The sequence below is a fragment of the Mycobacterium sp. IS-3022 genome, assembly GCF_001500065.1.
In the GTDB taxonomy this organism is placed as follows: domain Bacteria; phylum Actinomycetota; class Actinomycetes; order Mycobacteriales; family Mycobacteriaceae; genus Mycobacterium.
The window spans coordinates 25,440-39,970 of sequence record NZ_LQIN01000010.1 but is presented as its reverse complement, the minus strand read 5'-3'; the positions used below and the strand labels follow the sequence as shown (position 1 = coordinate 39,970).

The following is a 14,531-nucleotide window of genomic DNA, read 5'->3' as shown; positions in this document are numbered from 1 at the left end:
GGTCGAAACTGTAACACGTTTCAGTTATGCTGCCCGCCATGGGTGACTCAACGCTGACCACCGAATTGGGCCGGGTGCTCGTCACGGGCGGATCGGGATTCGTCGGCGCCAATCTGGTGACCGAACTGCTCGAGCGCGGCCACCAGGTCCGTTCCTTCGACCGCGCCCCCTCGCCGTTACCGGCGCACCCGCGACTCGAAGTGCTCGAAGGCGACATCTGCGACGTCGAGACGGTGGCGGCCGCCGTCGCCGGTGTCGACACCGTGTTCCACACCGCGGCCATCATCGACCTGACGGGTGGCGGCGCGGTGAGCCGGGAAAGTCGCGCGCGCAGCTTCGCGATCAACGTCACCGGAACCGAGAACCTCGTGCGGGCGGCGCAGGCCGCCGGCGTGAAGCGCTTCGTCTACACCGCGTCGAACAGCGTCGTCATGGGCGGCAAGCGGATCTCCGGCGGTGACGAAACCCTGCCCTACACACAGCGGTTCAACGATCTCTACACCGAGACCAAAGTCGTCGCGGAGAAGTTCGTACTGTCACAGAACGGCACCGGTGGGCTGTTGACGTGTTCGATCCGGCCGAGCGGCATCTGGGGCCGCGGCGACCAGACCATGTTCCGCAAGGTGTTCGAGAGCGTGCTCGCCGGCCACGTCAAGGTGCTGGTGGGCAGCAAGAACGTCAAACTCGACAACTCTTACGTACACAACCTGATTCACGGTTTCATCCTGGCCGCGCAGCATCTGGTGCCCGGCGGTACGGCGCCGGGGCAGGCGTACTTCATCAACGACGGCGAACCGATCAACATGTTCGAGTTCTCCCGGCCGGTGGTGGAGGCGTGCGGGCAGAAGTACCCGAAGCTGCGGGTGCCCGGCCGGCTGGTGTGGTTCGTCATGACGGTGTGGCAGTGGCTGCACTTCAAGTTCGGCGCGCCCAAGCCGATGATCGAACCGCTTGGCGTGGAACGGCTTTACCTCGACAACTACTTCTCCATCGCGAAGGCCGAACGCGATCTCGGCTACCGGCCGCTGTTCAGCACCGAGCAGGCGATGGCCGAGTGCCTGCCGTATTACGTCGACCTCTACCGGCAGATGGAGAACGCGTCGAAGGAACCCGCGGTCAGCATCACCGGGGCGCCGCCCGAGGGCTGAGTTCAGCGGTACAAGTGCACCGGCTGATGCGTGGCCTGCTCGATCCGTGAGGACGCGCGCTGCAACAAGTCCGCGCCGAGCGCGATCAGTCCTCTCGCCGCAGCGATCTCCTCACCGACCAGCGGCTGTACGGAATCCGCGGGGTTGCGGTAGGCGTCTCCCAGCGCAGTGACCGTTTCACCGTCATCACGGGTGGCCCGCACCGTCGCGTGGGTGTGCGTCTCGTCCTCGGCGAACTCGACGTCGATGTGCCAGATGTTGTCCATGACCTTGTCGTACATTGCCATCACCCTCCACTATCAGGGTCCTCCCTAGCCGGATGCTTTGCACGCGATTCGCACACGCTGCGGCAGGCGATTCGGCATGGTGGTGACGATGGTCGATTCGCGCTTCACAGCCAACGGCGACGTCCGCCTTCACTACCTCGACTCGGGCGGTGAGGGTCACGGCGCGCCGGTCATCTTCGTGCCGGGCATGACCGATCTCGCCGACGACTACGCCGACATACTCGCGCTGTTCGGCCGGCGGACGCTCGTCGTCGAGCTGCGGGGCCATGGGCGCAGCGGCGTACCCGAAAGTGGTTACGACTCAAGGACACTCGGGAGCGACGTGGGCGCGGTGATCGACACGGTCACCGACGGCCCGGTGCATCTGGTGACGTTCTCGCGCGGCACGGCATATGCGCTGACGTGGGCGCTGGCGCATCGCGACCGGGTGCGGTCGATCTCGATCGGCGACTACATCCCCGAGGAGATCACGCTTCCAGAGCACATCTTCGTCAGACTGTTGGACGGACGCTGGCGGGGTACTCCGGTGCGCGAGCGTCTCGACCGCGACGCGGGCGTCGCCACGTTCCGCTCCGCGTGTTCGCAGTCCTTCTGGGAACCGCTGGCGCAGTGGCAGCCGCCGCTGCTGGTGGTACGAAGTCCCAGCAGCCCGTTGATCGACGACGCCGCGTGGGACCGTTACCGATGTCTGTTTCCAGCGGCGCGGCTGCATGTCTTCCCCGACTCCCCGCACGACATCTTCCGGCCCGACCGCGGCCGCTTTCCCGCACTGGTGCGTGCGCACGTCGACGCGGTCGACGAAACCGTCAGGGCAACGTCGCCAGCTCAGTGACTTCTCCTGTGCCGCTGTTGATCAGCGCCGCATGATCCACCCGCGCGCGAAGCGGCAGGACGTCCATCACCGTCGCCGCCACGGTCGGCAGCTGCGCCAACGTCGCGCGCGGTGCAAGCGAACAGTGCGGCAGCCAGCTCCCCGGGCGATAGTGCTTGTGCAGATCGGCGCCCGTCGCCACAACGGCCTCGACCACCCGCTGCTGGCGGGTAGCCACGTCCGCGCTGACGCCTGCGACGAGCCATACCCGGCCCCGCCGGAACAGGCCTATCCCGTCGAAGTGCAATTCGACCGGTTCTCCACCGTCGAGGCCTGCGAGCGCATCGGCGACAGCGGCGTCGTCCCAGCGGCGCAGCACCGCATAGCTCACATGGGGCAAGTGCTTGCCGTGGGTGTGCGACCGCAGGCTCGGCACGCCGATGTCTTCCAGCCGGTCCCACAGCGCGCGGACCGCACGCTCGGATCGGCGGTCGAAAAGCAGGCAGACCGCCAGCGCCATGGCTCAGCGTACGGCGCCTACGGCGTCACGATGTTGAACCAGAACGGGAAGGTGTCCAGCAATCCCACGAACTCCTCGACCGATTGGCGATTGCCCTCGAGGGTCACCTTGTTCTGGTCGATGCCGTCGGTGAGCTTCAACTTGCCCAGCTGAATATCGTTCATGGTCGGCTTGGTGAGCTTGAGGCTGGCATTGGCGTTGGGTACCGGCGGCCCGTAGTTGAGGACAGCGTTTTCCACGATCAGCCCATACTGCTTGTTCAGGTCGGTGAAATCGACGTTCAGGGTGATGTTCTTTCCCGCGGCCTTCGGGCCATTCAGGCGCACCCCCAGATAGTCGAACATCATTTCCGGCGGCATGGCGTTGATGGTGTCCGGGCTGGCCGTATCGGTACCTCCGGCATCGGGCACGCCGTTGCGTAGCTCGTAGGCGCCCTGCAGGTACACCGACCGCCATGGTCCGGATTCGGCCTGATAGCCCATCTGTTCGTAGCTGTCGGCCAGGAGGTTCTTGCCGTGCACACTGTCCGGGTTGGCGAACACGACGTGCTTGAGCACCATCGCGGCCCAGCGGTAGTTGCCGTTGTCGAAGTCGTTCTTGGCCTTGTCCAGAATGGCTTCCTCGCCACCCATGTACTCGACATACTTCTTGGCCGCCTCCTGCGGTGGAAGATCGTCGAGATCGGAGGGATTGCCGTCATACCAGCCCATGTAGCGCTGGTACACGGCCCGCGAATTGTGTTTCAAGGTGCCGTAGTAGCCGCGGTCCGGCCAGTAATTGTTCAGCTCGGGCGGGAACTGGAGTTCTTCAGCGATCTCCGAACCGACATAACCCTGGTTCATCAACCGCACGGACTGATCGTGCATGTACTTGTACATGTCACGCTGGCGCTTCCAGTAGTCGATGATGTTGGCATTGCCCCACTTGGGCCAGTGGTGACTCTGGAACTTCACCTCGGTGTTGGGGCCGTACGTCCGGATCGTTTCATCGAGGAAGCTGGCCCACACGCGTGCATCTCGGACCTGCGCGCCGCGCAAGGTCAGCAGGTTGTGCATGGTGTTGGTGGTGTTCTCCGCCATCCACATGGCTTTGAATTGCGGGAAGAACGTGTTCATCTCTGTGGGCGCCTCGGTACCCGGCGTCATCTGGAACTCCATGTCGACACCATCGACGGTCATCTTCGTGCCGGTGGTGCTGATGATGTCGGTCGGGATGATCAGGCTGGGCACACCGGCCGAGACCGTCATCCCGAGACCACCGTTCACACCACCCTGGGCGTTGCGCGGCAGCAGTGCGCCGTACATGTAGACCGCCCGGCGGGACATCGCGTTGCCGGCAATGACGTTCTCGCTCACCGCATCCTCGACAAACGCCTGCGGCGCAATGATTTTGACCTTGCCCGAGTCGACATCAGCCTGGGAAACAATGCCCCGGACACCCCCGTAGTGGTCGACATGCGAGTGGCTGTGAACTACAGCCACGATGGGCCGGGGGCCGAGCTTCTCGTTGGCGAAGTCCAGGCCGGCCTTTGCGGTTTCCGGTGAGATCAATGTGTCGATCACGATCCAGCCGGTATCGCCGCGGACGAAGGTGATGTTCGACAGGTCGAAGCTGCGCACCTGGTAGATCCGGTCGGGCACCACCTCGAACAAGCCGTACTGCATGCACAGCTGAGCGTTGCGCCACAGGCTTGGATTGACGGTGTCGGGTGCCGGCTTGTCATCGGCGATGTACTTCTTGTACTCCTCCAGGTCCCAGACGACATTGCCGTCGGCGTCTTTGATCGTCAGCGTGTCGGGCTTGGCTATGAGGCCTCGCTTCGCATCCTCGAAGTCACTGCGGTCGTTGAAGGGCAGCGTCTCGACGAGTTTCTGGTTTGCTGCCTTGGTGGCCTCCGTGGCCCCTTTCGGTTTGTTGTCGGTCGTCAACGTCCCGGCGCCCGAGGCGGCGGTGTCTCCGGAATCGTTGCATGCCGCGATCAGACTCGAGGCCGCCACCGTCCCCACACCGATGATCCCCAAGCGGCTCAATGCCGTTCGTCTGGAGATGGCCCCACCCTCGGTATGTGACGCCTGCCCTTGCTGCGTGTCCTGTAGAGGTTCCATGAAACGGATTATTACGCCGCCACCACCCTTGGCACGGCTAAACGGAATTCGCGATACCGAATGCGTCGGAAGTGGTTCCGCAGCCGGGGAATGGGTACGAATCTCGCCAAGGCGCGGCATCCGAACACGCGCCGACTTAGTGTTGAGCTCACGAGAGGTCAACGGATCAGCCGAGTGCAAGGAGTCGACGTGCCTGAAGGCAAACCCAACATTCTCGTCATCTGGGGCGATGACATCGGCATCACCAACCTGAGTTGTTACAGCGACGGCCTGATGGGCTACCGCACACCGAACATCGACCGTCTTGCGAACGAGGGGATGCGGTTCACGGACTCGTACGGTGAGCAAAGTTGCACCGCGGGCCGCGCATCGTTCATCACCGGACAGAGCGTGTATCGGACGGGTCTGTCCAAGGTCGGTATGCCCGGCGTGGACATGGGCATGTCACCGGAGGACCCGACCATCGCGTCACTGCTCAAGCCGCTCGGTTACGCAACCGGGCAGTTCGGCAAGAACCACCTCGGTGACCTGAACAAGTACCTGCCCACAGCGCACGGCTTCGACGAGTTCTTCGGCAACCTGTATCACCTCAACGCCGAAGAGGAGCCCGAGCACCCCGACTACCCGACCGCCGAGGAAGCCCCGGAATTGCGGGCGAAGATGTTGCCGCGCGGCGTCATCCACTCCTGGGCCACCGACGAGGACACCGGCGAGAGCGACGAAAGATTCGGGCCGTGCGGCAAACAGCGGATCGAGGACACCGGGCCGCTGACCAAGAAGCGGATGGAAACCATCGACGACGAGACCACCGAAGCGTGCATCGACTTCATCAAGCGTCAGAAGGAGTCCGAGACCCCGTTCTTCGTGTGGATGAACACCACCCACATGCACTTCCGGACCCACACCAAGCCCGAATCGCTCGGGCAGGCGGGCCGCTGGCAGTCGCCTTACCACGACACCATGGTCGACCACGACCGCAATGTGGGTCAGCTGCTCGACGCCCTCGACGAACTGGGCCTCACTGAAGACACCATCGTCATCTACTCAACGGACAACGGCCCGCACGCCAACACGTGGCCTGACGGCGCCACCACTCCGTTCCGCAGTGAGAAGAACTCCAACTGGGAGGGCGCCTTCCGGGTTCCGGAGATCATTCGGTGGCCCGGCAAGATTGCCGCCGGCGCAATCTCCAACGAGATCATTCAGCACCACGACTGGCTGCCGACATTCCTGGCCGCCGCCGGCGAGCCGGACATCGTCGAGAAGCTCAAGAAGGGTCATGAAGCCGGCGGCACGAAGTACAAGGTGCACATCGACGGCTACAACCTCCTGCCGTACCTGACCGGAGAGGTCGACAAGAGCCCCCGCCGTGGCCTGATCTATTTCTCCGACGACTGCGATGTGCTGGGCATCCGGATCGAGAACTGGAAAGTCATCTTCATGGAGCAGCGCTGCCAGGGCACGCTCCAGATCTGGTTCGAGCCCTTCACGGTGTTGCGGGCGCCGAAGATGTACAACCTGCGCACCGACCCGTTCGAACGCGCCGACATCACCTCCAACACCTACTGGGATTGGTGGTTCGATCGCGACTACATCGCATTGATGTCGAATGTTGTTGTCACGCAGTTCCTGGAGACGTTCAAGGAGTTTCCGCCTCGCCGTGAGCCGGCCTCCTTCACGGTCACCAATGCGGTCGAGAAGCTCCACCATTTCCTCGAGTCGGTCGGCGGCTGAGATTGGGCGTGCTGGACAGCTGGCGCGACGGGCCCGCGAAGTCGGCGATCGTCGACTTCGTGGGTCGCGCGGTCTCCGACGTCGCGCCGGAGGAACGTGTCGCGGTGTTCGACAACGACGGCACGCTGTGGTGCGAGAAACCGGCCTACATCCAACTCGACTTCCTGGTCCGCCGGATGGCCGAGCAGGCCGCCGCCGACCCTGCATTGGCCGAGAACCAGCCCTATAAGGCGGCCGCTGCCGGCGATCTCGAATGGTTCGGGGATGCGGTCACCAAGCATTACAACGGCGACGATTCCCAGCTGAAAGTCCTTGCCGGCGGGATTCTCTCGGCCTTCGCGGGGCTGACGGTCGAGGAGCATGCCGAGCGGGTCAAGGGGTTCTACGCGACGGCCGAACACCCGACGCTGAAGCGGCCGTACACCGCGTGCGGCTACGCACCGATGATCGAATTGCTGCGCTATCTGGAGGACAACGGGTTCACCAACTACATCGCATCAGGCGGCGGTCGCGACTTCATGCGCCCGATCACCACGCAGATGTACGGCATACCGCCGGAACGCGTCATCGGCAGTTCGGTCGGCCTCGATTTCGCCGATGGCGACCTCCGCACCACGAATCGTCCGGAGTTCCTCGACGACGGACCGGTCAAGCCGGTGCGGATCTGGGGGCGAACCGGGCGACGACCGATCTTCGCCGCAGGCAATTCGAACGGTGACATCGAGATGCTCGAGTTCACCCGTGGGCTAAGCCTGCTGGTGCTGCACGACGACGTCGAGCGCGAATTCGACTACACCGCAGGCGCCGAGAAGGCGCTCGAGCGAGCGTCGAAGGAAGGCTGGTCGGTGGTCAGCATGCGCAACGACTGGGCGACCGTCTTCAGTGGCTGACCAACCCCCGTCGAAACTGCACACAGATCGCGTTTTCGGGCGAATCGACGATCTCTCCGCAGTCTCGGCGGAGCATGGGAGCATGAGCGACGACCTTGTCTGGATTCCGCCGCAGACCGCGGTCCTCGGGTCGGACGTTCACTACCCCGAGGAGGCACCCGCCCGGCCGGTGACCATCGAGGGCTTCTGGATGCAGACGCACCAGGTGACCAATGCGCAGTTCGCCGAATTCGTCGACGCCACAGGCTATCTCACCGTCGCTGAGCGGCCCGTCGATCCCGTCGACTTTCCCGACGCGCCTGCCGAGAACCTGCAACCCGGATCAATGGTGTTCCACCGGACTCAGGGCCCGGTGGATCTGCGGCATCTGAATCTGTGGTGGACGTGGACGCCCGGGGCCTCGTGGCGTCATCCCGTCGGTCCGCTGTCGTCGATCGACAAACGCGCCGAGCACCCCGTCGTCCATATCGCCTACGAAGACGCCGAAGCCTATGCGGCGTGGGCGGGCATGGCGCTGCCCACCGAGGCCGAATGGGAGACCGCCGCCCGCGGTGGCCTCAGCGGCGCCGAATTCACGTGGGGCGACGACCCCGAACAACCGGGCGAGCGCCGGGCGAATTATTGGCACGGCGATTTTCCGTGGCGACCCGAAAAGGGATACGGACGTACCACTCCCGTCAGAACGTTCCCGGCCAATGGCTACGGCCTGTACGACATGGCGGGCAACGTCTGGGAGTGGACGACGGACTGGTACACCGACACCCGGGTCGGCGACTCCTGTTGCGAGGCGGCCAGTCACGACCCGCAACAGCCGCAGTTCCAGGTGCCGCGACGAGTCGTCAAGGGCGGGTCGTTCCTGTGCGCCGACTCGTACTGCCGACGCTACCGACCCGCGGCACGTCGACCTCAGCCCGTCGACACCGGCATGAGCCACATCGGTTTTCGCTGCGTGAAACGCTAACCCCGACCGTCACCGCCACCCGAGATCCACTGCTCACCCCGATGCACCGCCTCCTCCACGGGCCCGAACACCCGGTCGGTCGCGGGCACGATGCCCTCGTCGCCCAAGACGCCGCCCAGCCCGCCCGCCTCCAGCACCTTCTTGGTGGCAGGGCTGGCACCGGCGATGATCAAACGTCCACCGTTGTCGTGGAGGTCCTGCGCCCAACGGCGAAGCGATTTGATCACCTTCGTCGACGGGACATCCGGCAAGGTCCTCATGGCGAGCACGACGACGGCCCGATGCGAATCCGCCACCTTCGGCCATTCCTCGTCGATGCGAGGCACCTCGGCGAACAGGCCCACACCCGAGTACTGCAACACCGTCACCGCGTCGTTTTCGACCTTCTCCGGTACCGGCGCAATCAGCCAGCCGCCGTCGTCGGCACGGACAAGTGCTTCCAGACCCGCTGCCTGCGAAGCTTTTACGCAATAGAGCACCAGTGAGGTGATCGCGCCGATCAGGATCGCGGTGTGCAAGGGAAGTTGGGTGGTCGCCAGGAAGGTCACCACCATGGCCACCGCCGACAGCGGCGCGGTGCGCAGAACCAGCTTGATGTCCGCCCACCGGCCGACCACGAGTTCCGCGCCGATCACCAGGATCAGCCCGCCGATCACCGGCATCGGGATGAGTTCGGCCAACGAACCCGCGACGACCACCAGAGCGGCCAGCCATACTCCGGCGAAGATGCCTGCCCACCGCGTCTGCGCACCCGCCGAAACCGCGACCCCGGTCCGCGACAGCGACCCGCCTGTCGGCAGGGCGCCGAAGAGCCCGCCGGCGAGGTTCGCCGCACCCTGCGCGACGAAGTCGCCGTTGGTGCTGGGACGCGAGCGGTCCGGATTCGGTACCGCTGCCGAAATGCCTGCCGCCTGCGCCAGCCCGACCAGTGCCACCGCCAGCCCGCCGGCAAGCAGTTCCGGCATCGCCGCGAAGTTCGGCATCAGAAAGGGCGGCAGCGCATTGGGGATGGAGGCGATGTCACCGACGGTCTCGACATCGACGTCGATCACGGTGACCGCGACCGTCACCACGACGAGCGCGATCAACGTCGCGAATGCTTCCAGTGGCTTGATGAAGTGAAACACCGCCCACACCGCGACGGTGCCAAGTGCGACGAGGCACGGGGCGAGCTGCCAGGACCCGATGTGCGCGAACGCGTCGACGAACTTGCCGAGCGTGTTGTGACTGTCGGGCCGATATCCGGTCGAGTCGTGGATGACCCCGGCGATGATCTGCAGCGCGATGCCGGTGGTGAAGCCCGTCATCACCGCGTTGGAGACGAAGTTCATCATCGCGCCGAACCGCAGCAGACCGAACAGCAGCATGATCGCACCGGCGACGATCACCAGTGCAGCGATGTTCGACGGGTTCGTGGGGTCGAGTCCTGCTGCGCTCAAAACACTTTGCGACGTCAACGCCAGCGCACTGGTCAGCGTGGTGACCATCAGTACGGTGCGGGCGAACATCGAACCGACGATCGTCGAGACGACACCGGAGTACAGACCCGCCACCGGGTTGAACCCGCCGATGCTGGCGTAGGCCATCCCCTCCGGGATGGAGAAAAGACCCGTCACCAACCCGGCGATCACATCGCGGAACCGGGGCCGACCGAGCGACACCTTCACGGCGTTCACGCTTCCCGATTCGACTCGCGCGCACACGCGGTTTCGACAACTCAATGCCTAAAACTTCGCGCGAGTGGAAATGTGTTAGTGACAGGGAAGCGCCACGGCAGCGCGGTCAGGAACCCTCGGCGACCTTCTTGATCGCCGCGAGCGTGGCGGGGATACCGGTGCGCGCGGCATCCCTGCGCTTCTCGATCTCGGCGTCGGCCTGATCGCCGAACAGTTCACGGAACCCGTTCAGGCCCTTGGGCAGAAACTTCCAGATCTCGGTCACTCGGGTGCCGTCATTCTCGGATTCAAACGTGTAGCCCCAGTACGCCCAGCCGTCATTGACCTCCCACGCGAACTCGCGCCCAGGGTCGGCGGCCACCACCTGCGAGCGCGTCTCCCATGTCCGCTCCGGTGTCTCGTTGCGTCCGGTGAACCACGCGCCGACCCACGGCCCGGCGCCGTCGTCCCACCGGCAGGTCCGGCAGATGGGACTCCACTCCCCCGTCCGCGTCACGTCGGACACCATGGCGTAGACCTCGTCGGGCGCTGCGGCAACGAAGATCGATTCGGACATCGTCAATTCGGTCACCTGCCGAGTGTGCCAAAGCGCTAGGTTGTAACACGTTCTACTTCGCCGTCGAAGGGCCAACCGTATGAGCAACGGGCACACCGCCAGGAAAGCGCTGGTGATCGGCGCGGCGTCGGGCATCGGCTGGGCGACGGCCAAGGCGCTGGCCGCTGAGGGCGACCGTGTCACGCTCGCCGACCGCAACATCGACGGAGCGAGGCAGCGGGCCGCCGAACTCGGCGATCCGCACACCGCGGCGCACGTCGACGTCACCGAAGAAACCTCGGTGCAGGCGTTGTTCGACGCGGCCGGTCCACTCGAAATCGTGGTCAACTGCGCGGGTTTCGGCAGCCTCGGGCTGATCACCGATCTGACGGTCACCGAATTCCGGTCGGTGGTCGACGTCTGCCTGAACGGCGCGTTCATCGTCGCTAAATATGCGGGTCAAAAGTTGCGGGAAGGCGGATCGCTGGTCTCGATCAGCTCGCTGAACGGGCGACAACCGGCGGTGGGCATGAGCGCGTACTGCTCGGCCAAGGCAGGCCTGTCGATGCTCACCCAGGTGGCCGCACTCGAGATGGGGCCTCGGGGCATCCGGGTCAACGCCGTGTCGCCCGGCTTCGTCGAGACGCCGCTCACGGAGGGCTCCACGCTCATCCCCGGCCTCGTCGAGGACTACGTCGACAACACCGCGCTCGGCCGCGCGGGACAACCGGAGGAGATCGCCGACGCGGTCGTCTTCCTGTGCAGCCCGAAGGCGTCCTGGTTGACCGGCGAGGTGCTCGACCTCAACGGGGGTGCGCACCTCAAGAAGTACCCCGACGTGCTTGGCCACGTCATGAGAATGGCGGAGACGCAATGAGTTTCAGTGGAAAGCAGGCGATCGTCACCGGCGCGGGCTCGGGCATCGGCGCCGCGTTGTGCCGAGCGCTGGTGGCCGCGGGTGCCGATGTGGTGTGCACCGACATCGACGGCGATGCCGCCGAGCGCACGGCGGCCGCCCTGGGACCGCGGGCCCGCGCGGCACGTCTCGACGTCACCGATGCGGGTGCCGTGCAGGCCGCCGTCGACGAGGTGGTGAACCGCGCGGGCCGACTGGACCTGCTGTTCAACAACGCCGGGATCGTCTGGGGCGGCGATACGGAACTGCTCACGCTGGAGCAGTGGAACGCGATCATCGACGTCAACGTCCGCGGCGTGGTGCACGGCGTCGCCGCCGCCTACCCGCTGATGGTGCGCCAAGGCCACGGTCACATCGTCAACACCGCGTCGATGGCCGGGCTGACCGCCGCCGGACAGGTCACCAGTTACGTGATGACCAAGCACGCCGTCGTCGGGCTGTCGCTGGCGCTGCGGTCGGAGGCCGCCGCCCGCGGCGTCGGGGTGCTCGTCGTCTGCCCGGCCGCCGTCGAAACCCCGATCCTCGACAAGGGCGCGATCGGCGGGTTCGTCGGTCGCGACTACTTCCTGCCCGCTCAGGGCGGCAAGCCCTACGACGCCGACCGGCTGGCCACCGACGTCCTGCGCGCGATCGAGAAGAACAAGCCGATCCTGGTCAAACCGCGCATCGCGCACGCCCAGTGGTTGTTCGCCCGGCTTGCGCCGAGGCTGATGAACCGGATTTCGATGCGGTTCATCGCCGACCAGCGCGCCAAACAAGCGCAAGCCAGGGCCGACACGCTGTAGACATAGCGGCGTGGATACCGAATTCACGCTCATGCAGAAGCGTTCGCTGGCCGTCGCCACCGTGGTCGCGATCGTGTTCGGCGCGTACTTCCTGCGCGGTTACTTCATTCTCGTGGTGGTCGCCGCCGTGGCCGCTTACCTGTTCTCGCCGCTCTACATTCGGCTCAACAGGCGGATCGGCACCGGGCTGTCTGCGACGGTGACGTTGCTAGCCGCGACCGCGGCGGTGATCGTGCCGTTGAGCCTGTTCGTGTTCCTCGCGGTGGTGCAGATCAGCACCATGGTGGAACGGGTGGCCGAATGGGTCGCCCGCACCGACCTGTCGACGCTGGGCGACCGTGCGCTGCAGTTCGTCAACGACCTGCTGGACCGGGTGCCCTACGTCGACACCACCGTCACCCCGCAGTCGCTGCAAGGTTCGATGACGAGGGTGGCTCAGGATGCCGGCCAGTGGCTGCTCGGCTTGCTTCAGGGCGCCGCGGGCGGCGTTTTCGGCGCCGTGACCGCGCTGATCCTGTTCGTATACGTGTTCATCTCACTGCTCGTCAACCGCGACCGGGTGGTGACGATCATCCGCCAGCTCAACCCGCTCGGCGAGGAGACCACCGACCTCTACATGGCGAAGATGGGCGCGATGGTCAAGGGCACCGTGATGGGCCAGTTCGTCATCGCGGTGTGCCAGGGCGTCGCGGGCGCGCTGTCGATCTATCTCGCCGGATTCCATCAGGGCTTCTTCCTGTTCGCGGTGCTGCTGTCCGCGCTATCGGTGATACCCCTGGGCAGCGGCATCGTCACCATCCCGTTCGGGATCGGAATGATCCTGTTCGGCAACATCTTCGGCGGCGTGTTCGTGATCCTGTTCCATCTCATCGTGGTGACCAACATCGACAACTTCCTGCGGCCGATCCTGGTACCTCGCGAAGCGCGGCTGGACCCGGCGCTGATGTTGCTCGCCGTGTTCTCGGGCATCAGCATGTTCGGCGCGTGGGGCATCGTGATCGGTCCAGTGCTGATGATCGTCATCGTCACGACGATCATCGTCTACCTGTCGGTGTACAAGGGTGTGCCCATCCAGCGGCCCGCCGAAGACGAGAAACCCAAGCGGCGCAACCCATTCTGGTGGTTGGGCCGTCGCATCAAGGAATCCCGCGAGCACAAGGCCGGCAGCGACACTGAAGACGCCGACGAGAAGGACGGCGAGAAGGCGCCAGCCGCCACCCGGGACGCCGACTGACTTGGCTCAAGCGAGAACTCGTCTGCAAAACGTCGCACGCTGTGACACGCGGAACGCATTTGACAGGTGCGCCACAACCGTTCGGGCCGGCGCGCCCAAAGCGCAAGCGCGCCCGAGCCTACGTCAGCCGCTCCGTGAGGAAGGCGATCACGCGCTTGAGCGCCGCGTCGGTGGGATGACCGTCCTGCTTGCGCAGTTCCCGCGTCAGCACCGAGTGCGCCATCTTGGTGAACCCGTGCTCGTTGCCCTTGCGTGAGTCGATCTCGATCACCTCGAACGCGTCGCCGAGCCGGTCCTTGAGAGTCTTGAACCGCGCGGCAGGCACCAGCGGGTCGTCGGTGAAACGCAAACCCAGCGCACACAATCCCTCGGTGGCGGCGCGCCGTTCGACGATCTTGAGCTCGGCCTCGGACAGTCCCGGGTCGCGGCGCTGCTTGGGGGTGAGCGGAAGCGGCAGCGACGGCTGGCTGAGCACCGGCGCCAGCACGCTGTCGTCGACCGCCGCGGCCAGCGCGAAACCACCGGTGAAGCACTGCCCGATGATGCCGACCCCCTTGCCCGGTGTCTTCTCGTCGAGGTCGCGGGCCAGCGCACGCAGGTAGTGGGCAACGGGCCGGTCGGCGTTGGTGGCCAGGCCCGCGAATTCCCTTGCCACACAACCGCGAAGCATCACCGGCACGGCGCCGGGCCGCATTGCGGGCGCACCCGGCGTGCCGAACAGCGACGGGATCGCGACGGTGAACCCGTTGTCCACCAGATGATTACCGAGCGCCAGCACACCGGGGTGAGCGCCGGGCATCTCCGGGATCAGCACGACGCCCGGGCCTTCGCCCCTGCGATAGACGTCGTGCGTGTAACCGGCCGCGGAGAACGGCGCCATGACCCATCCCGTGAGGTCTGCTTCCGGGGCGGTCATGGCGTCTCCATCC

14 protein-coding genes are annotated in these 14,531 nt (G+C 65.2%); 8 read left to right on the top strand and 6 right to left on the bottom strand.

Going from position 1 to position 14,531, the window contains the following annotated elements:
* Positions 1-38: 38 nt before the first annotated feature.
* Complete coding sequence (locus AU188_RS08695; RefSeq protein ID WP_059163376.1) at positions 39-1,148, top strand: 3-beta-hydroxysteroid dehydrogenase; 1,110 nt, start codon at positions 39-41, stop codon at positions 1,146-1,148.
* Positions 1,149-1,150: 2 nt separating this feature from the next.
* On the opposite strand, the gene AU188_RS08690 is transcribed toward AU188_RS08695, so the two are convergent.
* Positions 1,151-1,429 carry a DUF1876 domain-containing protein gene (locus AU188_RS08690; protein WP_059098407.1) on the bottom strand — a complete coding sequence of 93 codons (279 nt, stop codon included), beginning with the start codon at positions 1,427-1,429 and terminating at the stop codon, positions 1,151-1,153.
* Between the two features lie 94 nt (positions 1,430-1,523).
* On the opposite strand from AU188_RS08690, the gene AU188_RS08685 reads away from it, so the two are divergent.
* The gene (locus AU188_RS08685; RefSeq protein ID WP_059163375.1) at positions 1,524-2,267 is read left to right on the top strand and encodes an alpha/beta fold hydrolase; all 744 of its coding nucleotides are present in this window, start codon (positions 1,524-1,526) and stop codon (positions 2,265-2,267) included.
* Here the strand turns inward: AU188_RS08685 and AU188_RS08680 are convergent.
* Together AU188_RS08680 and AU188_RS08675 are read right to left on the bottom strand one after the other, a co-directional pair.
* Positions 2,242-2,766, bottom strand: a complete 525-nt coding sequence (locus AU188_RS08680; RefSeq protein ID WP_059163328.1) for a 2'-5' RNA ligase family protein — start codon at positions 2,764-2,766, stop codon at positions 2,242-2,244. The two genes, AU188_RS08685 and AU188_RS08680, sit on opposite strands and share 26 nt — an antisense overlap.
* A 17-nt stretch (positions 2,767-2,783) precedes the next feature.
* Positions 2,784-4,763, bottom strand: coding sequence for an alkyl/aryl-sulfatase (locus AU188_RS08675; protein WP_286137361.1), 1,980 nt, complete (start codon positions 4,761-4,763; stop codon positions 2,784-2,786).
* 297 nt (positions 4,764-5,060) lie between these two features.
* Here AU188_RS08675 and AU188_RS08670 point away from each other — a divergent pair, with 297 nt between their 5' ends.
* The 3 genes from AU188_RS08670 (at position 5,061) to AU188_RS08660 (ending at position 8,456) form a co-directional block, all read left to right on the top strand.
* Positions 5,061-6,605 carry an arylsulfatase gene (locus AU188_RS08670; RefSeq protein WP_059163327.1) on the top strand — a complete coding sequence of 515 codons (1,545 nt, stop codon included), beginning with the start codon at positions 5,061-5,063 and terminating at the stop codon, positions 6,603-6,605.
* Between the two features lie 8 nt (positions 6,606-6,613).
* Positions 6,614-7,495 carry an HAD family hydrolase gene (locus tag AU188_RS08665; protein ID WP_059163373.1) on the top strand — a complete coding sequence of 294 codons (882 nt, stop codon included), beginning with the start codon at positions 6,614-6,616 and terminating at the stop codon, positions 7,493-7,495.
* A gap of 82 nt (positions 7,496-7,577) precedes the next feature.
* A complete protein-coding gene (locus tag AU188_RS08660) occupies positions 7,578-8,456 on the top strand; it encodes a formylglycine-generating enzyme family protein (protein ID WP_059163326.1) in 879 nt (292 codons plus the stop codon).
* On the opposite strand, the gene AU188_RS08655 is transcribed toward AU188_RS08660, so the two are convergent.
* Positions 8,453-10,132 (bottom strand): SulP family inorganic anion transporter, encoded by a 1,680-nt coding sequence (locus AU188_RS08655; RefSeq protein WP_286137360.1) that lies wholly within the window; start codon positions 10,130-10,132, stop codon positions 8,453-8,455. The genes AU188_RS08660 and AU188_RS08655 overlap by 4 nt on opposite strands.
* A 106-nt stretch (positions 10,133-10,238) precedes the next feature.
* Positions 10,239-10,688, bottom strand: coding sequence for an SRPBCC family protein (locus AU188_RS08650; protein ID WP_172799443.1), 450 nt, complete (start codon positions 10,686-10,688; stop codon positions 10,239-10,241).
* A gap of 79 nt (positions 10,689-10,767) precedes the next feature.
* On the opposite strand from AU188_RS08650, the gene AU188_RS08645 reads away from it, so the two are divergent.
* Genes AU188_RS08645 through AU188_RS08635 form a run of 3 tightly spaced genes read left to right on the top strand, consistent with a single transcriptional unit; the run spans position 10,768 to position 13,602 of the window.
* Positions 10,768-11,544, top strand: coding sequence for an SDR family NAD(P)-dependent oxidoreductase (locus tag AU188_RS08645; RefSeq protein WP_059163324.1), 777 nt, complete (start codon positions 10,768-10,770; stop codon positions 11,542-11,544).
* Entirely contained in the window at positions 11,541-12,368 is an 828-nt protein-coding gene (locus tag AU188_RS08640) for an SDR family oxidoreductase (RefSeq protein WP_059163323.1), read from the top strand. Before AU188_RS08645 ends, AU188_RS08640 begins: the two co-directional genes overlap by 4 nt.
* 10 nt (positions 12,369-12,378) lie before the next feature.
* Positions 12,379-13,602: an AI-2E family transporter gene (locus tag AU188_RS08635; protein ID WP_059163322.1), complete on the top strand. Its 1,224-nt coding sequence runs from the start codon at positions 12,379-12,381 to the stop codon at positions 13,600-13,602.
* A gap of 118 nt (positions 13,603-13,720) precedes the next feature.
* Here AU188_RS08635 and AU188_RS08630 read toward each other — a convergent pair whose 3' ends face one another.
* Complete coding sequence (locus AU188_RS08630) at positions 13,721-14,518, bottom strand: dienelactone hydrolase family protein (RefSeq protein ID WP_059163321.1); 798 nt, start codon at positions 14,516-14,518, stop codon at positions 13,721-13,723.
* Positions 14,519-14,531 lie beyond the last annotated feature (13 nt).

Coding starts and splice junctions, on each gene's coding strand:
- AU188_RS08660 (WP_059163326.1), top strand. CDS start 7,578: ATGAGCGACGACCTTGTCTGGATTCCGCCGCAGACCGCGGTCCTCGGG.
- AU188_RS08680 (WP_059163328.1), bottom strand. CDS start 2,766: ATGGCGCTGGCGGTCTGCCTGCTTTTCGACCGCCGATCCGAGCGTGCG.
- AU188_RS08695 (WP_059163376.1), top strand. CDS start 39: ATGGGTGACTCAACGCTGACCACCGAATTGGGCCGGGTGCTCGTCACG.
- AU188_RS08685 (WP_059163375.1), top strand. CDS start 1,524: ATGGTCGATTCGCGCTTCACAGCCAACGGCGACGTCCGCCTTCACTAC.
- AU188_RS08650 (WP_172799443.1), bottom strand. CDS start 10,688: ATGTCCGAATCGATCTTCGTTGCCGCAGCGCCCGACGAGGTCTACGCC.
- AU188_RS08630 (WP_059163321.1), bottom strand. CDS start 14,518: ATGACCGCCCCGGAAGCAGACCTCACGGGATGGGTCATGGCGCCGTTC.
- AU188_RS08690 (WP_059098407.1), bottom strand. CDS start 1,429: ATGTACGACAAGGTCATGGACAACATCTGGCACATCGACGTCGAGTTC.
- AU188_RS08640 (WP_059163323.1), top strand. CDS start 11,541: ATGAGTTTCAGTGGAAAGCAGGCGATCGTCACCGGCGCGGGCTCGGGC.
- AU188_RS08645 (WP_059163324.1), top strand. CDS start 10,768: ATGAGCAACGGGCACACCGCCAGGAAAGCGCTGGTGATCGGCGCGGCG.